Here is a 21969-nt window from a genome sequence, read left to right as displayed (position 1 = left end):
GTTTGACCCTCACATCAAAATCAAAAGATCGCAGCCTGCGGCAGCTCCTACAGGTGAAATACGATTCCCGTGTAGGAGCTGCCGCAGGCTGCGATCTTTTGCGGTTAACTCAGTTGTGGATAACTTATTCCACCGTCACCGACTTCGCCAGATTACGCGGCTGATCCACATCCGTGCCCTTCAGCACCGCAACGTAGTACGACAGCAACTGCAGCGGGATCGTGTAGAGGATCGGCGAGAGGATGTCGTGGATGTGCGGCATTTGCACCACGTGGGTGCCTTCGCCGTTGGTCATCCCGGCTTTTTCGTCGGCGAACACGATCAGTTCGCCGCCACGGGCGCGGACTTCCTGCAGGTTGGACTTGAGCTTTTCCAGCAGCTCGTTGTTCGGCGCAACGGTGACCACTGGCATGTCGTTATCCACCAGCGCCAGCGGGCCGTGTTTCAGTTCGCCGGCCGGGTAGGCTTCGGCGTGGATGTAAGAGATTTCCTTGAGCTTCAAGGCACCTTCCATCGCTACCGGGAATTGCGCGCCACGGCCGAGGAACAGGGTGTGGTTTTTCTCGGCGAACAGTTCGGCGATTTTTTCCACGGTGCTGTCCATCGCCAGCGCTTCGCCGAGGCGGGTTGGCAGGCGGCGCAATTCTTCGACCAAAGTGGCTTCAACGCCTTTGGCCAACGTGCCGCGAACCTGACCCAGCGACAGGGTCAACAACAACAGGCCGACCAGTTGCGTGGTGAAGGCTTTGGTCGAAGCGACGCCGATTTCGCGACCGGCCTGGGTTAGCAGGGTCAGGTCGGATTCACGCACCAGCGAGCTGATGCCGACGTTGCAGATCGCCAGGCTGGCGAGGAAACCCAGTTCTTTAGCATTGCGCAGCGCGGCCAGGGTGTCGGCGGTTTCGCCGGATTGGGAGATGGTCACGAACAAGGTGTCCGGCTGCACCACGACTTTGCGGTAGCGGAATTCGCTGGCGACTTCGACCTGGCAGGGGATGCCGGCAAGTTCTTCCAGCCAATAACGCGCGACCATACCGGCGTGATAGCTGGTGCCGCAGGCGACGATCTGCACGTTGCGCACTTTGGCGAACAGCTCGGCGGCTTGCGGACCGAAAGCTTGCACCAGCACTTGATCATTGCTCAGTCGACCTTCGAGGGTGCGCTGGACAACGGCCGGTTGCTCGTGGATTTCCTTGAGCATGTAGTGGCGGAATTCGCCTTTGTCGGCAGCTTCGGCACCGTCGGTATATTGCACGGTCTGGCGCTCGACAGCGTTGCCGCTCACGTCCCAGATCTGCACGTTATCGCGGCGAATTTCGGCGATATCGCCTTCTTCCAGGTACATGAAGCGGTCAGTCACCTGACGCAGCGCCAGTTGGTCGGAAGCGAGGAAGTTCTCGCCCAGTCCCAGACCAATCACCAACGGGCTGCCACTGCGCGCGGCCACCAGACGATCCGGCTGCTTGGCGTTGATCACCGCCAAACCATAAGCGCCGTGCAGTTCTTTGACGGTGGCTTTGAGTGCCACGGTCAGATCAGGCTGATCTTTGAGTTTGTGGTTGAGCAGGTGGGCGATAACTTCGGTGTCGGTGTCTGAGGTGAACACGTAACCCAGTGCTTTCAGTTGTTCACGTAAAGCTTCGTGGTTTTCGATGATGCCGTTATGCACCACCGCGATGTCGCCGGAGAAATGCGGGTGAGCGTTACGCTCGCACGGCGCGCCGTGGGTGGCCCAACGGGTGTGGGCGATACCCAGACGACCCACCAGCGGGTGCTCGGCCAGTGCGGTTTCGAGTTCGCTGACTTTGCCCGGGCGACGCATGCGCTCGAGGGTTTCGTCATTGGTGTACACCGCCACACCGGCGCTGTCGTAACCACGGTATTCGAGGCGTTTGAGGCCTTCGAGCAGGATGGCGGTGATGTTACGTTCAGCGACTGCGCCGACAATTCCACACATGCTTATTTCTCCTGACTGACAGCCGCGCAAATCACGTTGATACCGCGGGCCTGGATCTGATCGCGTGCATCGATGGGCAGGCGATCATCGGTAATTAGGGTATGGACGCTGCTCCATGGCAGCTCCAGATTGGGAATCTTGCGGCCGATCTTGTCGGCCTCGACCATGACGATGACTTCCCGCGCCACGTCAGCCATGACCCGGCTCAAACCGAGCAGTTCATTGAAGGTCGTGGTGCCGCGTACCAGGTCGATACCGTCGGCGCCGATGAACAACTGGTCGAAGTCGTAAGAGCGTAGTACCTGCTCGGCAACCTGGCCCTGGAAGGATTCCGAATGCGGATCCCAGGTGCCACCGGTCATCAACAACACCGGTTCGTGTTCGAGTTCGCTCAAGGCATTGGCGACGTGCAGGGAATTGGTCATCACCACCAGACCTGGCTGCTGGCCAAGTTCGGGGATCATCGCGGCGGTGGTGCTGCCGCTGTCGATGATGATGCGCGCGTGCTCGCGGATGCGTTTCACCGCCGCGCGGGCAATCGCCTGTTTGTATTTGGAAACGCTCTGCGCGGTTTCCGCGACCAGCTCCTGCGGCATGGTGATCGCCCCGCCGTAACGGCGCAGCAACAAGCCATGGCTTTCCAGTGCGGCGAGATCCTTGCGAATCGTAACTTCAGAGGTTTCGAAGCGCTTGGCTAGCTCATCCACACTGACTTCGCCCTGCTCATTGAGCAAGGCGAGAATGTTGTGGCGGCGTTGGGGCGTGTTGCGTTTCGACATGGCGGTTTAAGTTTCGATTCGAAAGATAACGGAAGCAATCAAAACCTATTGGCCATAAATCGTCAAGCGCGATGCAGAGTTTTTTCAGAACAACACAAACAAAAATGTGGGAGCGGGCTTGCTCGCGAAGGCGTCGTGTCAGGCACTGAATGTGTGACTGATAGACCGCTTTCGCGAGCAAGCCCGCTCCCACATTGGATATGCGTGGTTAAGTCAGACTGTGGATAACTCAGTCCTTTTTGATTTTCACCGGACGCTTCCAGCCATCAATGTTCTTCTGCCGCGCGCGACCAACTGCCAACTGCGCGTTATCCACATTCTGCGTAATCGTCGAACCGGCCGCCGTGGTCGCACCGTCAGAGATATCCACAGGCGCGACCAACGAGTTATTGGAGCCGATGAACACATCTGCACCCAACACGGTTTTCCACTTGTTGGCGCCGTCATAGTTGCAGGTGATGGTGCCCGCACCCACGTTGGTGCGCGCACCGATTTCGGCATCGCCCAAATAGGTCAAGTGACCGGCCTTCGCGCCCTCGCCCATGTGCGCATTCTTCAGTTCAACAAAGTTACCCACATGCGCGCGCGCTTCAAGCACGGTGCCCGGACGCAGACGCGCGAACGAACCGGCATCGCTGCCCTCGCCCATTACGGCACCTTCGATATGACTGTTGGCCTTGATCACCACGCCTTTGCGCAGGGTGCTGTCCTTGATCACACAGTTCGGGCCGATCACCACGTCGTCTTCGATAACAACGTTGCCTTCGAGGATCACGTTGATGTCGATCAGCACATCGCGACCCACGGTCACTTCGCCGCGCACATCAAAACGCGCCGGGTCACGCAGGGTCACGCCTTGCGCCATCAAACGGCGGCCGGCGCGCAACTGGTAATGACGCTCCAGCTCGGCCAGTTGTTTGCGATCGTTGGCGCCCTGCACTTCCATTGGGTCGTGCGGTTGTTCGGTGGCCACTACCAGACCATCGTTGACCGCCATTTCGATCACGTCGGTCAGGTAGTACTCGCCCTGAGCGTTATTGTTCGACAGGCGGCTCATCCAGTCGGCCAGACGATCGGCCGGGACGGCGAGAATGCCGGTGTTGCCTTCGGTGATTGCGCGCTGCGCTTCGCTGGCGTCTTTGTGCTCAACGATGGCCGCGACCTTACCGTCAGAGTCGCGCACGATACGGCCGTAACCGGTTGGATCATCGAGTTCGACGGTGAGCAAACCCATCTGCCCCGGCACTACGTGCTTGAGCAAACGTTGCAGGGTTTCGACTTCGATCAGCGGCACGTCACCGTAAAGGATCAGCACGGTGTCCGCGGAAATGAACGGTACGGCCTGAGCGGTGGCGTGGCCGGTGCCCAGTTGCTTGTCCTGCAGGACGAAATTCAGATCATCAGCCGCCAGACGTTCACGCACCACATCGGCGCCATGGCCAATTACTACATGGATGCGTTGTGGATCGAGTTGGCGGGCGCTGTGGATAACATGGCCCAGCATGGAATTGCCGGCAATCGGGTGCAAAACCTTCGGCAGGGCCGAACGCATACGAGTGCCTTGACCGGCCGCGAGGATAACGATTTCAAGAGACATGACTGGCTACCAATCCTGGGTGGTCAGCAACTGCGACCGGGTTTGAATTCGGAAAAAGAAAAAGGGTAGCCGAGGCTACCCTTTTTTATCAATCGCACAACAAGCGGCTGACGGATTAACCGCCAAACTTCTTGCGGATCTGCTGGACGGTGCGCAGCTGAGCTGCAGCCTCGGCCAGACGAGCTGACGCAGCGCTGTAGTCGAAATCAGCGCCCTTTTCATGCAGAGCATGCTCGGCAGCCTTGAGAGCTGCTTGAGCCTGAGCTTCATCCAGGTCGGCAGCACGTTGCACGGTATCGGCAAGCACTTTGACCATGTTCGGCTGAACCTCGAGGAAACCACCGGAGATGTAGAACACCTCGGCTTCCCCGCCTTGCTTGATCAGGCGGATCGGACCTGGCTTCAGATTAGTGATCAGCGGCGCGTGACCCAGAGCGATACCAAGATCACCCAGTGCACCGTGCGCAATCACCATCTCGACCAGGCCGGAAAAGATTTCCCCTTCCGCGCTGACGATATCGCAATGGACTGTCATAGCCATCTGATTGCCTCAACCTAAATTAGCGCCCGTTGCCGGGCGCCGGGATTACAGTTTCTTGGCTTTCTCGATCGCTTCTTCGATGCCGCCAACCATGTAGAACGCTTGTTCTGGCAGGTGGTCGTAGTCACCGTTGAGGATGCCTTTGAAGCCAGCAATGGTGTCTTTCAGGGAAACGTATTTACCCGAAGCACCGGTGAAGACTTCAGCCACGAAGAACGGCTGCGACAAGAAGCGCTGGATCTTACGAGCACGGTTTACCAACTGCTTGTCGGCTTCCGACAGCTCGTCCATACCCAGGATCGCGATGATGTCCTTCAGCTCTTTGTAACGTTGCAGAACGTACTGAACGCCGCGAGCGGTGTCGTAGTGGTCCTGGCCGATTACGTTCGGATCCAGCTGGCGCGAAGTCGAATCCAGTGGATCTACCGCTGGGTAGATACCCAGGGAAGCGATGTCACGGGACAGAACGACGGTGGCGTCCAAGTGGGCGAAGGTGGTCGCTGGCGACGGGTCGGTCAAGTCATCCGCAGGTACGTATACCGCTTGGATCGAAGTGATCGAACCTTCCTTGGTCGAAGTGATACGTTCTTGCAGAACGCCCATCTCTTCAGCCAGGGTCGGCTGGTAACCTACTGCCGAAGGCATACGGCCCAGCAGTGCGGATACTTCAGTACCGGCCAGGGTGTAACGATAGATGTTGTCGACGAACAGCAGAACGTCGTTACCTTCGTCACGGAACTTCTCGGCCATGGTCAGGCCGGTCAGTGCTACGCGCAGACGGTTACCCGGCGGCTCGTTCATCTGACCGTAAACCAGTGCCACTTTGTCCAGAACGTTGGAGTCCTTCATCTCGTGGTAGAAGTCGTTACCCTCACGAGTACGCTCACCCACACCGGCGAACACGGAATAACCGCTGTGCTCGATGGCGATGTTACGGATCAGTTCCATCATGTTTACGGTTTTGCCTACACCGGCACCACCGAACAGACCGACTTTACCGCCTTTGGCAAACGGGCAAACCAGGTCGATAACCTTGATGCCGGTTTCCAGCAGGTCGTTGCCGCCTGCCTGTTCAGCGAACGAAGGCGCTGGACGGTGAATGCCCCAACGCTCTTCGGTGTCGATCGGGCCAGCTTCGTCGATCGGGTTACCGAGGACGTCCATGATCCGGCCCAGGGTCGCTTTACCGACCGGTACGGAGATGGCTGCGCCAGAATCGGTAACTTCCAGACCGCGCTTCAAGCCCTCGGTGGAACCCATCGCAATGGTACGAACCACGCCGTCGCCCAGCTGCTGCTGAACTTCCAGAGTGGTGCCGGCATCGCTTTTGACTTTCAAAGCGTTGTAGATGCTCGGTACGCTGTCGCGTGGAAATTCCACGTCGATAACGGCGCCGATGATTTGAACGATACGTCCGCTACTCATAGCTGGATCCTCTGAATATTTGAACCGTTAAACCGCGGCAGCGCCGCCGACGATTTCCGAGATCTCTTGGGTGATCGCAGCCTGACGCGCCTTGTTGTAGATCAGCTGCAAATCGCTGATCAAATCACCGGCGTTGTCGGTAGCGTTCTTCATCGCGATCATCCGCGCAGCTTGTTCAGCCGCGTTGTTCTCGACCACCGCCTGGTAGACCTGCGACTCAACGTAGCGGACCATCAAGCCGTCAAGCAGCTCTTTGGCATCCGGTTCGTAGAGATAGTCCCAGTGGTGCTTGAGATCCTGATCCGGGGTGGCCACCAGTGGAATCAACTGCTCCACGGTAGGCTGTTGCGTCATGGTGTTGATGAACTTGTTGGACACCACGGACAGGCGGTCAATACGGCCGTCCAGGTAGGCATCCAGCATCACCTTGACGCTGCCGATCAAGTCATTGATCGACGGCTCTTCACCCAGGTGGCTGATAGCTGCAACGACGTTACCGCCGAAGTTACGGAAAAAGGCCGCACCCTTGCTACCAACGACACACAGATCAATCTCGACGCCGTTTTCGCGGTTTACCGCCATGTCCTTGACCAGGGCCTTGAACAGGTTGGTATTCAAGCCGCCGCACAGACCACGGTCACTGCTCACCACAACATAACCAACGCGCTTGATTTCGCGGTCGATCATGAACGGGTGGCGGTATTCCGGGTTGGCGTTGGCCAGATGCCCAATAACCTGGCGGATACGCTCCGCATAAGGACGGCTAGCAGCCATGCGCATTTGTGCCTTGCGCATTTTGCTGACCGCCACTTTTTCCATGGCGCTGGTAATCTTTTGCGTGCTTTTGATGCTCGCAATCTTACTGCGAATCTCTTTTGCGCCTGCCATGTAACACCTATCAGGTTAGCAAGCGGGAGCCTCGCGGCTCCCGCTGCGGCTTACCAGGTTTGGGTGGCCTTGAACTTCTCGATACCGGCTTTCATGCCAGCGTCGATTTCGTCATTGAAGTCACCTTTAACGTTGATCTTGGCCATCAAATCGGCGTGATCGCGGTTGAAGAAAGCGATCAGCGCTTGTTCGAAGCTGCCGATCTTGGCGATTTCAATGTCAGTCAGGAACCCACGCTCAGCGGCATACAGCGACAGCGCCATGTCAGCGATCGACATTGGTGCGTATTGCTTCTGCTTCATCAGCTCGGTAACGCGCTGACCATGCTCAAGTTGCTTACGGGTCGCTTCGTCCAGGTCAGAAGCGAACTGGGCGAATGCCGCCAGTTCACGGTACTGAGCCAGAGCGGTACGGATACCACCGGAAAGCTTCTTGATGATCTTGGTCTGAGCGGCACCACCCACACGGGATACCGAAACACCGGCGTTCACTGCAGGGCGGATGCCCGAGTTGAACATGGCCGATTCCAGGAAGATCTGACCGTCGGTGATGGAAATCACGTTGGTCGGAACGAACGCGGAAACGTCGCCAGCCTGGGTTTCGATGATCGGCAGTGCGGTCAGGGAACCGGTTTTGCCGGTCACTGCGCCGTTGGTGAACTTCTCTACGTATTCTTCCGAAACGCGGGATGCGCGCTCCAGCAGACGGGAGTGGAGATAGAACACGTCGCCTGGGTAAGCTTCACGGCCTGGTGGACGGCGCAGCAGCAGGGAAATCTGGCGGTAAGCCACTGCTTGCTTGGACAGATCGTCATAAACGATCAGCGCGTCTTCACCGCGGTCGCGGAAGAATTCACCCATGGTGCAACCGGAGTACGGTGCCAGGAATTGCAGCGCAGGAGATTCCGAAGCACTGGCAGCCACGATGATCGTGTTGGCCAGGGCACCGTTTTCTTCCAGCTTGCGAACCACGTTGGCGATGGTCGATTGCTTCTGACCAATAGCTACGTAGACGCAGAAAATGCCGCTGTCTTTCTGGTTGATGATCGCGTCGATCGCCAGAGCGGTTTTACCGATCTGACGGTCACCGATGATCAGCTCACGCTGGCCACGGCCGACAGGAATCATGGCATCGACAGCCTTGTAGCCAGTCTGTACAGGCTGGTCTACCGACTTACGCCAGATCACGCCCGGTGCAACTTTCTCGACCGCGTCGGTCAAGGTGTTGCCCAGTGAACCTTTGCCGTCAACAGGGTTACCCAGTGCGTCGACTACGCGACCCAGCAGTTCCTTACCAACAGGAACTTCGAGGATGCGGCCGGTGCACTTGGCGCTCATGCCTTCAGCCAGAGACTGGTAAGCGCCCAATACAACGGCACCTACGGAGTCTTGCTCCAGGTTGAGGGCCATACCGTAGACGCCGCCCGGAAACTCGATCATCTCGCCGTACATTACGTCGGCCAGACCGTGAATCCGCACGATGCCGTCAGATACGCTGACGACAGTGCCTTCGTTACGGGCTTGGGAGGTCACATCGAGCTTGTCGATGCGGCCCTTGATAATTTCACTTATTTCGGAAGGATTGAGTTGCTGCATTGCTCTGCTGCCCCTTCAAACTCAAGATTTCAATGCTTCGGCAAGTTTCGCGATTTTGCCGCGAATCGAGCCATCGATAACCAGGTCGCCGGCGCGGATGACAACACCCCCAATAAGGGCTTTATCTTCCTCGACTTGCAGGCGCACTTCCCGGTTGAGTCGTGCACTGAGAACCTTGGCGAGTTTGTCTTGCTGTTCTTGGTTCAATGCGAAAGCACTGGTCACTTCAACGTCTACCGACTTCTCTTGTTCGGCCTTGTACAGGTCGAAAAGAGCGGCAATCTCCGGCAGAAGCGGGAGACGGTCGTTTTCGGCAACGACGTTGATGAAGTTCTGTGCCTTGGCATCAAACTTGTCGCCGCACACGTCAATAAACGTGGCGGCCTTTTCTGCGCTCGTCAGTCGCGGGGCCTTGAGCACGCGCTGCATGGTGTCATCTTGTGACACCGCTGCAGCCAGGCCGAGCATGGCTGACCAATTGGCCAGTTGCTGGTGGGCCTGAGCGTGCTCGAAGGCCGCCTTAGCGTAAGGTCGGGCCAACGTGGTCAGTTCTGCCATGATCGCCCTCGCTTAGATTTCAGCAGCCAGTTGGTTAACCAGCTCTGCGTGCGCGTTTTGATCGATTGTGGCACCCAGGATCTTCTCGGCGCCGCCGACAGCCAGCAAACCCACTTGGGCGCGCAGCTTGTCTTTGACACTGTTCAGTTCCTGTTCGATCTCGGCTTGAGCCTGAACCTTCACACGGTCAGCGTCGACACGGGCCTTTTCAACGGCCTCTTCGACAATCTGGTTACCGCGTTTCTTGGCTTGCTCGATGATTTCAGCTGCCTGAGCTTTCGCTTCGCGCAGTTGCTGACCCGCTTTTTCTTGGGCCAACTCCAGGTCGCGAGCTGCACGGCTGGCAGCGTCCAGACCATCAGCGATCTTCTTTTGACGTTCGTGCAGAGCAGCGATGACCGGCGGCCATACATACTTCATGCAGAACAGTACAAAAATCAGGAACGCAACGGACTGGCCAATCAGGGTCGCATTAATGTTCACGCCAACACCTCGCAGTTACGTTGTCCATCACACCAAATTACCCGGAATATCCGAGTAATTAGCCAGCGATCTGACCAACGAACGGGTTCGCGAAGGTGAAGAACAGCGCGATACCAACACCGATCATGGTTACGGCGTCGAGCAGACCGGCAACGATGAACATTTTAACTTGCAGCATTGGAACCATTTCTGGCTGACGCGCTGCGCCTTCCAGGAACTTGCCGCCCAGCAGGCCGAAACCAATTGCGGTACCCAGTGCGCCCAGGCCGATCAACAGTGCAACAGCGATAGCGGTTAGACCAACTACAGTTTCCATCTTTCCTCCCGACTTTTACGTCGTATGGTTTAGGTTTTTTAGATTAAAGCGGTAAAACAAATCGTTTCAGGTGCCCTGTGAAGAGCCCCTTCCCGTTTGACCGGGAAGGACATCAGACTAGTCGAGACTGGCCTTAATGGTTTTCTTCGTGCGCCATCGACAGGTAGACGATGGTCAGCATCATGAAGATGAACGCCTGCAGGGTGATGATCAGGATGTGGAACACAGCCCAAGCCCACTGCAGAACAACGCCCAGGCCGCTCAGCCAGAGCAGACCGCTGCCGAACATCACAGCGATCAGAATGAACACCAGCTCACCGGCATACATGTTGCCGAACAGACGCAGAGCCAGAGAGATCGGTTTAGCGATCAGGGTCACGAATTCCAGCAGGAAGTTCACCGGGATCAGCAGGGCTTGAACGAAGATGTTCTTGCTGCCGAACGGGTGCAGGGTCAGTTCGCCGATGAAGCCGCCGATGCCCTTGACCTTGATGCTGTAGAAAATGATCAGTGCGAAAACCGACAACGCCATGCCCAGAGTTGCGTTCGGGTCGGTAGTCGACACGGCGCGGAACGGGATGTGGTGGTCACCGGAGATCAGGATGGCCAGCTGAGGAATCCAGTCGACCGGGATCAGGTCGACGGCGTTCATCAGGAACACCCAGACGAAGATGGTCAGTGCCAGCGGTGCAATCACCGGGCTACGGCCATGGAAGCTGTCTTTCACGCTGCCATCGACGAATTCGACCAATACTTCAACGAAGTTCTGCAAAGCACCCGGCTGACCCGAAGTCGCTTTCTTTGCCGCCATGCGGAAAAGAAAAACGAAGATCAGACCCAACGCGACCGACCAGCCGAGAGTATCGACGTGGAAAGCCCAGAAGCCCATTTCTTTGGCTTCTGCTGCGGTGTGGGCAAAGCCCCAGCCGCCGTTAGGTAGCTGACCGAAGGTCAGGTTCTGCAAGTGGTGCTGGATATAGCCCGAAGCGGTTGTTTCTGCCATGGTTGCCTCAAACGCCCTAAGGTCTCGAAAGTCTTGTTCTCATCAGCAGGGGAGCGAACCAGCTGACCGACTGAGTCAGCACGAACACGCCGAATACAGCTATCGGCGCCAGCGGCTTCACACCTGCAAACACCAGCGCAAAAAGCACTGCTGTCAAAATCAGTTTGCCTGCCTCGCCGGCATAAAAAGACCGGACGATGGACTGGGCTGCTCGGGCGCCGGAAAACCGAAATGCCTTATGAGCGAAATAAACATTGGGCAGCAAGGCTATCAGGCCTCCGCAAAGTCCCGAGTATCCGGCAACGACTCCGTGCCATTGCCAGAGCGCCAAAGCGGCAATGAGCAAAATGACAAATTGAGCCATTAACACCGGAAATACCGCCAGGCGATGGAACGGCAGGCGGTTTGGCTTGCGGGTTTCCATCACTATTGCTCTCCAATGGTCGGCTGCCAGAATTCAATAACTTGGCATAATTTGTGCCGACAAAATGCGCGCAGAGTATAGGGGCGGTTCTGCCCCTATTCAACTGTCAGGTAGTGATTTCCGACTGCGCGCTACATGAGGAAATGTTTCAGCGGATGTGTGCGAGCACACCTTGAAGCTCATCGAGCGAGTTATAACCGATCACCAACTGACCCTTTCCCTTCTTCCCGTGGCGAATCTGCACCGCAGAGCCTAGGCGCTCGGCCAGACGCTGTTCGAGGCGGGCGATGTCCGGGTCGGGTTTGGTGGCTTCCACAGGCTCCGGTTTGCCACTCAACCACTGGCGAACCAGTGCTTCAGTTTGGCGCACGGTCAGGCCGCGTGCGACAACATGTCGCGCCCCTTCAACCTGCTGATTGTCCGGCAGACCGAGCAAAGCACGGGCATGACCCATTTCCAGGTCGCCGTGGGACAGCATGGTCTTGATGACTTCCGGCAGCGCAATAAGTCGCAACAGGTTAGCCACAGTGACGCGGGATTTACCCACAGCCTCGGCAACCTGCTGTTGAGTCAGCTGGAATTCCTGCTGCAAACGCTGCAAGGCCACCGCTTCTTCGATCGGATTGAGGTCTTCGCGCTGGATGTTCTCGATCAGCGCAATGGCGATCGCGGTTTCATCGGGTACGTCGCGCACCATCGCCGGAATGGTTTCCTGCCCGGCTTGCTGGCTCGCGCGCCAGCGACGTTCACCGGCGATGATTTCAAAACGGCCACCGCCGATCGGGCGCACCACGATTGGCTGCATCACGCCTTGTGCCTTGATCGACAGTGCCAGCTCTTCCAGCGCTTGCGGATCCATGTCCCGACGCGGCTGGTATTTGCCGCGCTGGAGCAGATCCAGCGGCAGGTGCTGCAGCTCACGGGTGTCAGCTTGCGCGGCTTGTTCTTCCAGCGCGCTGACAGTCGGACCACTCAGCAGTGCATCCAGTCCACGTCCGAGACCTCGTTTCTTGACGGCCATGGGGATTCCTTAAGTTGCCTGAGCGGCGGCGATGCGTGAATTTTTGCGCTGACGGCGAACCATCTCGCCGGCCAGGGCCAGATAAGCCAGGGCGCCACGCGATTGCTTGTCGTAGGCCAGCGCCGGCATGCCGTAGCTTGGCGCTTCGGCCAGACGGATGTTGCGCGGGATCACCGTGTCGTACAGCTGCTCGCCAAAGTGTTCCTTGAGCTGCGCCGAAACATCGTTCATCAGACTCAGGCGCGGGTCGTACATCGTCCGCAGCAGGCCTTCGACTTTCAGGTTCGGATTGAGCAATTCGGCGATGCGCTTGATGTTATCCACAAGGTCACTGAGACCTTCGAGCGCAAAATACTCGCACTGCATGGGGATAATCACCCCGTCAGCAGCGACCAATGCGTTCAGAGTCAGCATCGACAGCGACGGCGGACAGTCGATCAAAATGTAATCGTAATTTTCACGGATCGGCGCCAGCGCGCTGCGCAGACGGCTTTCCTTCATCTGCATTTCCAGCAGCACCACTTCAGCCGCGGTCAAATCGCGGTTGGCCGGCAGCAGTTGATAACCACCGTGCTCGGAATAGTGCATGGCCTGCGCCAGATCGCACTCGCCGATCAGCAGGTCATAAACCGAGTTTTCCAAGCCGTGTTTATCCACACCGCTACCCATGGTGGCGTTGCCCTGTGGATCGAGATCGATCAACAGCACCCGGCGCTTGGTCGCGACCAGGGATGCTGCGAGGTTGATGCAGGTGGTGGTCTTGCCCACACCACCCTTCTGGTTCGCTATCGCGAATACCTTAGCCATTCTTGCTTGTGTTCCCAATCATGCCGTGCGGCGCAGTATCAGCAGATGGCGTTGGCCTTGGCAACCGGGTACGGCCAGGGCGTGTTCGCTATCGAGTTTGAAGTCTGCCGGCAATGCTACCAGCTCATCGGCCGGATGAACGCCCTTCATTGCCAGCCAGCGTGTATCGGCATCGCCGAGATGGCGAGTCCAGTTGGTGAAGTTTTCCATGCTGCTGAACGCCCGGGAAATGATCCCGTTAAACGGCTCTGCAGGCTGGAAAGCTTCGACACGACTGTGGATAACTTGCAGGTTATCCAGTTTGAGTTCGAGTTTAACCTGAGTCAGGAAGCGGGTTTTCTTGCCGTTGCTGTCCAGACAGGTCACTTGCGAGTCCGGGTACAGGATCGCCAACGGGATCCCCGGCATGCCGCCGCCGCTGCCGACGTCGAGCCAGCGACCGTTTTCGATGAACGACATCACGCTCAGACTATCGAGCAAGTGGCGCGAAACCATTTCATCCGGATCGCGCACAGCGGTCAGGTTGTAGGCCTGGTTCCATTTGATCAACAGGGCCAGATAACCCAGCAGCAATTCGTGCTGGGTTTCAGTGAGATTGACACCGAGCTCGCGGGCTCCTGTGGATAACTCTTCGGCGTGTTGCGAAGTGACCTTTGAACTCAAGCGCTTTGCTCCAACTGACGGCCCGCGCCGCGTTTTTTCAAATGAATCATCAACAGCGAAATCGCTGCCGGGGTCACGCCCGGGATCCGCGAAGCCTGGCCTAGCGTCTCTGGTCGAGTCGCGCCGAGCTTGCTCTGGATCTCCTTGGAGAGACCGGAAATGTTGGTGTAATCGATATCCACAGGCAATTTCGTGTCTTCGCTGGCGCGCAGACGGGCGATTTCGTCCTGCTGACGGTCGATGTAACCGGCGTATTTGGTCTTGATTTCAACCTGCTCGGCGACCTGTGGATCTTCGGCGCCGTTGCCGGTCACTTCGACCAGACCAGCGTAGTCGATTTCCGGACGACTCAAGAGGTTGAGCAAGTTGTATTCGTGGGTCAGCGGCGTGCCGAATTTCTCGGCAATCGCATCACCCTGCTGCGTATTCGGGCGAACCCAGGTGCTTTTCAGGCGCTGCTCTTCGAGTTCGATGCTTTCGCGTTTCTTGCAGAAGGCCGCCCAACGCGCGTCATCGACCAGACCGAGCTCGCGACCTTTTTCGGTCAGACGCAGGTCGGCGTTGTCCTCGCGCAGGATCAGGCGGTACTCGGCACGGGAAGTGAACATACGGTACGGCTCTTGGGTACCGAGGGTGATCAGGTCGTCGACCAATACACCGATGTACGCTTCATCGCGACGCGGGCACCAGGCTTCTTTGCCCTTGGCGCGCAGTGCGGCGTTGGCGCCAGCGAGCAAACCTTGGGCGCCGGCTTCTTCGTAACCGGTGGTGCCGTTGATTTGCCCGGCGAAGAACAGACCGCCGATGACTTTGGTTTCCAGGCTGTACTTCAGATCTCGCGGATCGAAGTAGTCGTACTCGATCGCATAACCCGGACGCACGATGTGTGCGTTTTCCATGCCGCGAATCGATTGCACGATCTGCAATTGCACGTCGAACGGCAAGCTTGTGGATATCCCGTTCGGATAGAGCTCATGGGTGGTCAAACCTTCCGGTTCGATAAACACCTGATGGCTTTCCTTGTCGGCAAAGCGGTGGATCTTGTCTTCGATCGACGGGCAATAGCGCGGGCCGATGCCTTCGATTTCACCGGCAGCAGAATACATCGGCGAACGATCGAGGTTCGCGGCAATGATTTCGTGGGTGCGGGCGTTGGTGTGAGTAATCCAGCAACTGACCTGGCGTGGATGCTGTTCTTTGTTGCCCATGAACGACATCACCGGGATCGGCGTATCACCGGGTTGCTCGGTCATCACCGAGAAATCCACAGATTTGCCATCAATACGCGGCGGTGTGCCGGTTTTCAGGCGACCGACACGCAATGGCATTTCACGCAGACGGTGTGCCAGGGCGATCGACGGCGGATCACCGGCACGGCCGCCGGAAAAATTCTGCAAACCGATGTGGATAAGTCCACCGAGGAACGTACCGGTGGTCAACACCACGGAATCGGCGAAGAACCGCAGACCCATTTGCGTGACAACACCACGGACTTGTTCCTGCTCGACGATCAGGTCATCAGCGGCTTGTTGAAATATCCACAGGTTCGGCTGGTTTTCCAGAATTTCGCGGACAGCGGCCTTGTACAGAATCCGGTCAGCTTGCGCACGGGTCGCCCGTACGGCTGGGCCTTTGCGGCTGTTCAACACGCGAAACTGGATGCCGCCCTTATCGGTAGCCATGGCCATCGCGCCGCCGAGGGCGTCGATTTCCTTGACCAGATGGCTTTTGCCAATGCCACCGATGGCCGGGTTGCAACTCATGGCACCGAGGGTTTCCACGTTATGCGTCAGCAACAGGGTTTTTGCCCCCATACGTGCTGAGGCCAGTGCTGCCTCGGTACCGGCATGACCGCCGCCGATGACGATCACTTCAAAACGGGAAGGGAAATCCACCACGCACCTCGTGCCTGCTTAATTAGGTAATTCAGGAATAGTTTGAGATCAGGTTTTTGAACCTGGTCGACAAGTATAGGGACTTCGCCCTTCCTAAAGAACCCTTTGCACAAAATTTAACCAGCTGTGGAGAACTCAAGGTTAAAAGAATAAAAAAGAGAGAAATTTATAAAACCTTTGTTTTTATGTTTATTTCTACTGAGCATCATTTCTGTGGATAGATCTCTACAGGCCTTTATATTCAATATGTACAGAGATTCAAAACCCTGTGTTCATGTGCCAATGAGGGCCTTGGATAACCGCTTTAAGCCTGTGGATGAAAGGGGTGGTTATCCACAGAGGGGTTTATATCCAGTTTTGGAGCCCTGTTATCAACTGCCCTTAGTGGCAGTTATTCACAGGGCTTAATCCACAGAAAATCGAGAAAACGGCGTTTTCGAGGCGCAAGAAAAATCGCCAACGAGGGTTCGCTGGCGACAGAGAAGCCGATGGAGGGAAGTGCGAGGGCTATTGTGAGAGGACGTAACAGAGGCTAATAATAGGCATTATCATTAACTCGCCTATTTTTCCTATGTCCCTAACCGCCCACACTGCTGCGATCGAGCAAATCTACGAGCAACACCATTCGTGGCTATACGGGTGGCTCAAGGGAAAATTGCATGACGCCTGCGATGCCGCCGATGTCGCGCATGACACGTTCGTGCGGATTCTAGCGGCGCGCAATGCCGCACAGATTCGCGAGCCACGGGATTATCTGGCGACCATTGCACGCGGTCTGGTCATTGATCGTTATAGAAGACAGGCCATCGAAGCCGCGTATTTGCAGACCCTCGCGGCTCGACCGGAAGCCACCGCCATCAGCGAGGAAGACAAGGCGCTGATCATCGAAACTCTGGTCGCTGTGGATAAAGCCTTGGCCGGGCTCGGCGCCAGAAGCCAAAAAATCTTTATGCTCTCGCAGATCGATGGCCTGACTTATCAACAGATCGCTCTGCAATTGAAGGTTTCGCTGACCACGGTGAAGAAGCACATGATCCGCGCGCTGACGGAATGTGCCCTGATCATGGCGCAACGTTGATGGCCATCGCCCCCAATCGCCAGATCTTCGAAGCGGCCGCCAGTTGGTATGTGCAGTTTCAGGCTGATCCGCCAACGCTCGCCGAACAAAAGGCCTGGCAGTTGTGGATAGATAGCGACCCGGCGCATCTGGCGGCGTGGAACCAGATGGAACAATTGCAGCGCCACCTCGGCACGCTGCCACAGGATCTGAAACGTCGCGCATTAAATACCGGCCAGCAACGCCGCCAAGTGCTGAAACTGTTGCTGATCGCGGCGGGCACGGGGTTCGTTGGCTGGAATGTTCAGCAACACACTTCCTTGGGAAATGTCTGGGCCGACTATAAAACCGGCGTTGGCCAGCGTCGCAATATCACCTTGGCGGATGGCAGCCAGATTCAACTCAACACCGACACTGCCATTGATGTGTCTTTCGACCCGACACAGCGGCTGATTCGCCTGCGCTCCGGCGAGATCCTTATTCAAACCGGAAAGCTGGGTGATCAACGGCCATTTTTCGTCGAAACCCGGGATGGCCGGATTCAAGCACTCGGCACTCGTTTCTCCGTTCACCAGCTATCGAGTTCTACCCGAGTTGGAGTGCTGGAAGACCGGGTCAGTGTTCAGCCCGGTGATACTTCAACGGCCGCAACAATCTTGCAGGCAGGCGAAGGCGCTGATTTTGATCGTCAGCACATAGGCCTCATTCATCCGTTCAAACCTTCGGAAGTGGCGTGGATCAACGGCCAATTGATCGTCCTCGATGCACGCTTGGGCGATGTGATTGAAGAATTGGGCCGTTATCGCAGCGGCGTTTTGCATTGCGACGCGCGTGCCCGGGAGCTGCGGGTTTCCGGGACATTCCGCCTCAATTCAACTGACGCAGTCTTGGCCAATCTACAGGCGTCGCTGCCGATCAACGTGCGCTATTTCACTCGTTACTGGGTCTCGATCAGCCACAACGTTTGAACGAAATTTCGCCTGGGCAAAATAAATCGCAAACAGGGTTATCTTTTTTGGCCCTGACCCGGCCCTACAGGTAATCGCGATAAACGCGGCTCTTTGCCACCTTCAGGGCTTATCCACCCATGCGTCTTCCCACGTGTCGTCAGCGTTTTTCCTACCACTGCATTGCTTACAGCCTACTGATGACCAGCGCCGCGTCCTGTCTGGTGATTAGCCATAACGCCGTCGCTGCATCGGCCACTCAGCGTTATGCGATTGCAGCGGGCCCTCTGGACAATGCACTGAGCCAGTTCGCCTCGGCCGCCAACGTAATTCTGTCGTTCTCGCCGCAACAGACCAGCCGATTGCGCAGTGTCGGGTTGAACGGCAACTTCACCGTCGACCAAGGTTTTGCCCAACTGCTGCAAGGCTCAGGTTTGCAAGCCGTACCGCAGGCGCCGGGCAGTTACATTCTGCAGGCGCTGCCAAACGGTGATTCGCTAGAGCTGGCCCCCACCAACATCAATGGTCAGTTGGCCAACCCGATGAATCTGGATTACGCGGCAGACGTCGGATACAAGGCGCAGAACAGTCGAATCGGTACGAAAACCAGTACGCCGTTGTCGGAAACGCCGCGCTCGGTGTCAGTCGTTACCGCACAACGCATGAAAGATCAGAAATCTCAGACACTCACCGAGGTGCTCGGCTACGTGCCGGGGATCTTTGCCCCACCGTTTGCCGCTGGCGACAGTCTGGCTGGAGACCTGTTCTATATTCGCGGTTTCAACGCCACCGATTATGGCTACGGTCTGTTGCGCGATGGACTACGCGTCCAGGGCAATCGGTATGACACCAGCACCGAGCCCTACGGACTGGAGCGCGTCGAGATTTTCCGTGGCCCGTCTTCTCTGCTGTATGGGGAGAACGCTCCGGGCGGTCTGGTCAATTTGGTCAGCAAACGCCCAACCGCTGCACCGCAAGGTGAAGTGCAATTGGGTTATGGCTCGAACAATCGCCGGCAGATCGGCGTGGATGTCTCCGGCCCGCTCAATGACAGCGGCAACGTACTCGGACGCGTGGTGATGCTTGGCCGCAAGTCCGACACCCAGACCGATCACGTTCCGGATGACCGCATTTACATCGCGCCATCGCTGACCCTGAATTTCGATGATTACAACACGCTGACCCTGCTGGCCAACTACCAGAAGGATCACACCAACATGGAACTTGGCCTACCGGCCGCCGGGACTTTGCTGACCAACCCCAACGGCAAGTTATCCAAAGGCACCATGCTCGGCGACCCAGACTGGAACACTTTCGAACGGGAAACCTGGAGCACCGGCTACGAGTTCAGCCACTCGTTCAACGACGACTGGCAGTTCCGCCAGAACTCGCGCTACATGCAGTCGCGCATCACCCGTCACGAAACCTGGCCGGGCAACCTCAATAACGCCGGGTTCGGTACGCGTCTGAACATGACTGCCTATGATCGCTTCAACAAATTGATGGTGTACTCGCTGGATAACCAATTGGAAGGCAAATTCCAGGTCGGCGGTCTGGAGAACACCGTGTTGTTCGGCGCCAGCTACGATCGCACCTCGTTTAATCAGGACTGGAACGCCGGCATCGTCGGGCCGATCGATGTGTATAACCCGGTGTACCTGCGCGATCCGACCACACCGATTGCGGTGCAAAACACCTTGCTGGAACAGCAGATGAAAGGGGTTTATGCACAGATTCAGAGCAAGTACGACCACTGGCTGTTCCTGCTCGGTGGCCGTCAGGATTGGGTCGACAGTGATTTTCGCGACAAGGTCGCTCAGTCGAGCGACATCAGCTCCGAGGACAAGAAGTTCACCTATCAGGGCGGCGTGATGTACCAGTTCGACAATGGCATGACGCCGTATGTCAGCTACTCGACCTCGTTCGTGCCGGTGCAGCAGATTTCCAATGCCGGCGCGCCGCTCGATCCGATCACCAGCAGCCAATACGAAGTGGGCCTGAAGTACGAACCGATCGGCTGGGACACGGCTTTCACTGCATCGGTGTATGACCTGCGTAAAAAAGACGACACCTACTTCGACGCCACTACATCGAGCTACCGCCAGGTGGGCGAAAGCCGTTCCAAGGGTGTGGAACTGGAACTCAACAGCAACCTGACCCAGAACCTCAACGTGACTGCGGCTTATACCTACACCGACGCGCGAATCACCAAGGATGCCGCGACGTCATTGGTCAAAGGCCATCAAATGACCGGCGTGCCACGTAATCAGGCTTCGGTCTGGGCGAAATACCGTTTCCTCGATGGCGACTTGAAAGGTTTGTATGTGGGTGGCGGTGTGCGTTACTTCGACAGTGCCTTCGCTTACACCTCGCCTTCTCTCTACGGAAAGCTGGATGCCGGCGACGTTACCTTGGTGGATGCGGCCATCGGTTATGAGATCGATACGCACTGGAGCGTCGACCTGAATGCGAAGAACCTGTTCGACAAGGAATATGTGTCGGGTTGCAACGACGCGGGTCGTTGCTATTGGGGTGAGGATCGCACTCTGCTCGGTACAGTTTCCTACAACTGGTAAAACGAAAAAGGGGCTGTGGATAAATTGTCCACAGCCCCTTTTGTCATTTGCCGATACAGAAACTGGAAAAGATTCGTCCCAACAGATCATCAGAGCTGAAAGCCCCGGTGATTTCGCCGAGAGAATGCTGGGCCTGGCGCAAATCCTCCGCCAGTAACTCTCCGGCGCCAGCCAAGGTCAGCTGGGCGCGGCCGTGTTCCAGTGCCGCACTGGCGTGGCGCAAGGCCTCCAGATGCCGGCGACGTGCACTGAAACTGCTTTCCGACGTCTGCTCGTAACCCATGCAGGCTTTGAGATGATCGCGCAACAGATCCAGGCCTTCACCGGCGGATTTGGCGCTGAGACTGATGGTCACGTGCCCGTCTTCGCTGGTTTCCAGAACAATGGCTTCGCCGGTCAGATCGGCTTTGTTACGGATCAAGGTGACTTTCGCCGGATCCGGCCGGGTTTCGAGGAACTCCGGCCACAGGGCAAACGGATCCAGTGCTTCCGGCGCAGTGGCGTCGACTACCAGCAACACCCGATCAGCTTCGCCAATGGCTTTCAATGCCCGTTCCACCCCGATCTTTTCCACATGATCATCGGTATCACGCAGGCCAGCGGTATCGACAACGTGCAGTGGCATGCCGTCGATGTGGATATGTTCACGGAGGATGTCGCGAGTGGTGCCGGCGATCTCGGTAACGATTGCCGCTTCGCGACCGGCCAACGCATTCAACAGGCTGGATTTGCCGGCATTCGGACGGCCGGCGATCACTACGGTCATGCCATCGCGCAGCAATGCGCCCTGCCCGGCTTCGCGCAGCACTGTGGATAGTTCATCGCGCACTTTGTCGAGCATGCTCAGCACATGGCCATCGGCGAGGAAGTCGATTTCTTCTTCCGGGAAGTCGATGGCGGCTTCGACGTAGATGCGCAGGCCGATCAACTGTTCGGTCAAGTTATGCACACGCTGGGAAAACGCACCCTGCAATGAACGCAGGGCATTACGTGCAGCCTGTGCAGAACTGGCTTCGATCAAATCGGCAATCGCCTCGGCTTGCGCCAGGTCGAGTTTGTCATTGAGGAAGGCGCGTTCGCTGAATTCTCCCGGACGCGCCAGACGGCAGCCCAGTTCCAGGCAGCGTTTGAGCAACATATCCAGAACGATCGGGCCGCCGTGGCCCTGCAATTCCAGAACGTCTTCACCGGTGAACGAATTAGGCCCCGGGAAATACAGCGCCAGACCTTCGTCCAGCACCTGTTTGTCGTCAGTGAAAAACGGGCCGTAATGGGCGTAACGCGGTTTCAGTTCGCGGCCGCTGATGGCTTTCGCCGCAACACTGGCCAACGGCCCGGAAATACGGACGATGCCCACACCCCCACGGCCTTGAGCGGTGGCGACAGCGGCGATGGTTTCACGAGGTACGCTCATAAACCGGAATCCAGACAAAAATG

The 21969-nt window shown here is 57.1% G+C and carries 20 protein-coding genes; 3 read left to right on the top strand and 17 right to left on the bottom strand.

Annotated elements, in window-relative coordinates; genetic code table 11:
• Positions 1-124 precede the first annotated feature (124 nt).
• From glmS to mnmG, 16 genes are all read right to left on the bottom strand, one after another.
• On the bottom strand, positions 125-1957 hold the full coding sequence (gene glmS, locus ACZZ0D_RS24335) for a glutamine--fructose-6-phosphate transaminase (isomerizing) (protein WP_463554476.1): 1833 nt from the start codon (positions 1955-1957) through the stop codon (positions 125-127).
• 2 nt (positions 1958-1959) lie between these two features.
• A complete protein-coding gene (locus tag ACZZ0D_RS24330) occupies positions 1960-2736 on the bottom strand; it encodes a DeoR/GlpR family DNA-binding transcription regulator (protein ID WP_053125280.1) in 777 nt (258 codons plus the stop codon).
• A gap of 229 nt (positions 2737-2965) precedes the next feature.
• Positions 2966-4333, bottom strand: a complete 1368-nt coding sequence (gene glmU, locus ACZZ0D_RS24325; RefSeq protein ID WP_463554475.1) for a bifunctional UDP-N-acetylglucosamine diphosphorylase/glucosamine-1-phosphate N-acetyltransferase GlmU — start codon at positions 4331-4333, stop codon at positions 2966-2968.
• 115 nt (positions 4334-4448) lie between these two features.
• A complete protein-coding gene (locus ACZZ0D_RS24320; RefSeq protein WP_053125284.1) occupies positions 4449-4874 on the bottom strand; it encodes a F0F1 ATP synthase subunit epsilon in 426 nt (141 codons plus the stop codon).
• 45 nt (positions 4875-4919) lie between these two features.
• Positions 4920-6299 carry a F0F1 ATP synthase subunit beta gene (gene atpD / locus ACZZ0D_RS24315; RefSeq protein WP_016984062.1) on the bottom strand — a complete coding sequence of 460 codons (1380 nt, stop codon included), beginning with the start codon at positions 6297-6299 and terminating at the stop codon, positions 4920-4922.
• A 27-nt stretch (positions 6300-6326) separates the two neighbouring features.
• Positions 6327-7187 (bottom strand): F0F1 ATP synthase subunit gamma, encoded by an 861-nt coding sequence (gene atpG / locus ACZZ0D_RS24310; RefSeq protein ID WP_007911960.1) that lies wholly within the window; start codon positions 7185-7187, stop codon positions 6327-6329.
• Positions 7188-7237: 50 nt separating this feature from the next.
• Positions 7238-8782: a F0F1 ATP synthase subunit alpha gene (atpA, locus tag ACZZ0D_RS24305; RefSeq protein ID WP_463554474.1), complete on the bottom strand. Its 1545-nt coding sequence runs from the start codon at positions 8780-8782 to the stop codon at positions 7238-7240.
• A 21-nt stretch (positions 8783-8803) separates the two neighbouring features.
• Entirely contained in the window at positions 8804-9340 is a 537-nt protein-coding gene (locus ACZZ0D_RS24300) for a F0F1 ATP synthase subunit delta (RefSeq protein ID WP_053125286.1), read from the bottom strand.
• A 12-nt stretch (positions 9341-9352) separates the two neighbouring features.
• Positions 9353-9823, bottom strand: coding sequence for a F0F1 ATP synthase subunit B (locus ACZZ0D_RS24295; protein ID WP_003229781.1), 471 nt, complete (start codon positions 9821-9823; stop codon positions 9353-9355).
• A gap of 58 nt (positions 9824-9881) precedes the next feature.
• The gene (gene atpE / locus ACZZ0D_RS24290; protein WP_003097235.1) at positions 9882-10139 is read right to left on the bottom strand and encodes a F0F1 ATP synthase subunit C; all 258 of its coding nucleotides are present in this window, start codon (positions 10137-10139) and stop codon (positions 9882-9884) included.
• A 133-nt stretch (positions 10140-10272) separates the two neighbouring features.
• Positions 10273-11142, bottom strand: coding sequence for a F0F1 ATP synthase subunit A (gene atpB / locus ACZZ0D_RS24285; RefSeq protein ID WP_053125288.1), 870 nt, complete (start codon positions 11140-11142; stop codon positions 10273-10275).
• 16 nt (positions 11143-11158) lie between these two features.
• Positions 11159-11566, bottom strand: coding sequence for a F0F1 ATP synthase subunit I (locus ACZZ0D_RS24280; protein WP_008084411.1), 408 nt, complete (start codon positions 11564-11566; stop codon positions 11159-11161).
• Positions 11567-11714: 148 nt separating this feature from the next.
• Positions 11715-12587 carry a ParB/RepB/Spo0J family partition protein gene (locus ACZZ0D_RS24275; protein WP_064116543.1) on the bottom strand — a complete coding sequence of 291 codons (873 nt, stop codon included), beginning with the start codon at positions 12585-12587 and terminating at the stop codon, positions 11715-11717.
• A 9-nt stretch (positions 12588-12596) separates the two neighbouring features.
• A complete protein-coding gene (locus ACZZ0D_RS24270; protein ID WP_007911909.1) occupies positions 12597-13394 on the bottom strand; it encodes a ParA family protein in 798 nt (265 codons plus the stop codon).
• 18 nt (positions 13395-13412) lie between these two features.
• The gene (rsmG, locus tag ACZZ0D_RS24265) at positions 13413-14057 is read right to left on the bottom strand and encodes a 16S rRNA (guanine(527)-N(7))-methyltransferase RsmG (RefSeq protein WP_158830523.1); all 645 of its coding nucleotides are present in this window, start codon (positions 14055-14057) and stop codon (positions 13413-13415) included.
• Positions 14054-15952, bottom strand: coding sequence for a tRNA uridine-5-carboxymethylaminomethyl(34) synthesis enzyme MnmG (mnmG, locus tag ACZZ0D_RS24260; RefSeq protein ID WP_053125290.1), 1899 nt, complete (start codon positions 15950-15952; stop codon positions 14054-14056). Before mnmG ends, rsmG begins: the two co-directional genes overlap by 4 nt.
• Positions 15953-16523: 571 nt before the next feature.
• Here mnmG and ACZZ0D_RS24255 point away from each other — a divergent pair.
• The 3 genes from ACZZ0D_RS24255 (at position 16524) to ACZZ0D_RS24245 (ending at position 20532) form a co-directional block, all read left to right on the top strand.
• Positions 16524-17030 carry a sigma-70 family RNA polymerase sigma factor gene (locus tag ACZZ0D_RS24255; RefSeq protein WP_463554473.1) on the top strand — a complete coding sequence of 169 codons (507 nt, stop codon included), beginning with the start codon at positions 16524-16526 and terminating at the stop codon, positions 17028-17030.
• The gene (locus ACZZ0D_RS24250) at positions 17030-17977 is read left to right on the top strand and encodes a FecR domain-containing protein (RefSeq protein ID WP_463554472.1); all 948 of its coding nucleotides are present in this window, start codon (positions 17030-17032) and stop codon (positions 17975-17977) included. The genes ACZZ0D_RS24255 and ACZZ0D_RS24250 overlap by 1 nt, the downstream gene beginning before the upstream one ends.
• Positions 17978-18096: 119 nt before the next feature.
• Positions 18097-20532: a TonB-dependent siderophore receptor gene (locus ACZZ0D_RS24245; protein ID WP_463554471.1), complete on the top strand. Its 2436-nt coding sequence runs from the start codon at positions 18097-18099 to the stop codon at positions 20530-20532.
• A 43-nt stretch (positions 20533-20575) separates the two neighbouring features.
• Here ACZZ0D_RS24245 and mnmE read toward each other — a convergent pair whose 3' ends face one another.
• Positions 20576-21946: a tRNA uridine-5-carboxymethylaminomethyl(34) synthesis GTPase MnmE gene (gene mnmE, locus ACZZ0D_RS24240; RefSeq protein ID WP_008084392.1), complete on the bottom strand. Its 1371-nt coding sequence runs from the start codon at positions 21944-21946 to the stop codon at positions 20576-20578.
• Between the last annotated feature and the right edge of the window lie 23 nt (positions 21947-21969).

The sequence above is a fragment of the Pseudomonas sp. AC193 genome (assembly GCF_979258075.1).
Note: the sequence above shows the minus strand (reverse complement) of the source record. Positions and strands in the feature narration are given on the sequence as shown.

What these genes read in the sequence shown, in the direction of transcription:
- glmS (WP_463554476.1), bottom strand. Translation starts at nt 1,957, where the DNA reads ATGTGTGGAATTGTCGGCGCAGTCGCTGAACGTAACATCACCGCCATC.
- ACZZ0D_RS24330 (WP_053125280.1), bottom strand. Translation starts at nt 2,736, where the DNA reads ATGTCGAAACGCAACACGCCCCAACGCCGCCACAACATTCTCGCCTTG.
- glmU (WP_463554475.1), bottom strand. Translation starts at nt 4,333, where the DNA reads ATGTCTCTTGAAATCGTTATCCTCGCGGCCGGTCAAGGCACTCGTATG.
- ACZZ0D_RS24320 (WP_053125284.1), bottom strand. Translation starts at nt 4,874, where the DNA reads ATGGCTATGACAGTCCATTGCGATATCGTCAGCGCGGAAGGGGAAATC.
- atpD (WP_016984062.1), bottom strand. Translation starts at nt 6,299, where the DNA reads ATGAGTAGCGGACGTATCGTTCAAATCATCGGCGCCGTTATCGACGTG.
- atpG (WP_007911960.1), bottom strand. Translation starts at nt 7,187, where the DNA reads ATGGCAGGCGCAAAAGAGATTCGCAGTAAGATTGCGAGCATCAAAAGC.
- atpA (WP_463554474.1), bottom strand. Translation starts at nt 8,782, where the DNA reads ATGCAGCAACTCAATCCTTCCGAAATAAGTGAAATTATCAAGGGCCGC.
- ACZZ0D_RS24300 (WP_053125286.1), bottom strand. Translation starts at nt 9,340, where the DNA reads ATGGCAGAACTGACCACGTTGGCCCGACCTTACGCTAAGGCGGCCTTC.
- atpE (WP_003097235.1), bottom strand. Translation starts at nt 10,139, where the DNA reads ATGGAAACTGTAGTTGGTCTAACCGCTATCGCTGTTGCACTGTTGATC.
- atpB (WP_053125288.1), bottom strand. Translation starts at nt 11,142, where the DNA reads ATGGCAGAAACAACCGCTTCGGGCTATATCCAGCACCACTTGCAGAAC.
- ACZZ0D_RS24280 (WP_008084411.1), bottom strand. Translation starts at nt 11,566, where the DNA reads ATGGAAACCCGCAAGCCAAACCGCCTGCCGTTCCATCGCCTGGCGGTA.
- ACZZ0D_RS24275 (WP_064116543.1), bottom strand. Translation starts at nt 12,587, where the DNA reads ATGGCCGTCAAGAAACGAGGTCTCGGACGTGGACTGGATGCACTGCTG.
- ACZZ0D_RS24270 (WP_007911909.1), bottom strand. Translation starts at nt 13,394, where the DNA reads ATGGCTAAGGTATTCGCGATAGCGAACCAGAAGGGTGGTGTGGGCAAG.
- ACZZ0D_RS24255 (WP_463554473.1), top strand. Translation starts at nt 16,524, where the DNA reads ATGTCCCTAACCGCCCACACTGCTGCGATCGAGCAAATCTACGAGCAA.
- ACZZ0D_RS24250 (WP_463554472.1), top strand. Translation starts at nt 17,030, where the DNA reads ATGGCCATCGCCCCCAATCGCCAGATCTTCGAAGCGGCCGCCAGTTGG.
- ACZZ0D_RS24245 (WP_463554471.1), top strand. Translation starts at nt 18,097, where the DNA reads ATGCGTCTTCCCACGTGTCGTCAGCGTTTTTCCTACCACTGCATTGCT.
- mnmE (WP_008084392.1), bottom strand. Translation starts at nt 21,946, where the DNA reads ATGAGCGTACCTCGTGAAACCATCGCCGCTGTCGCCACCGCTCAAGGC.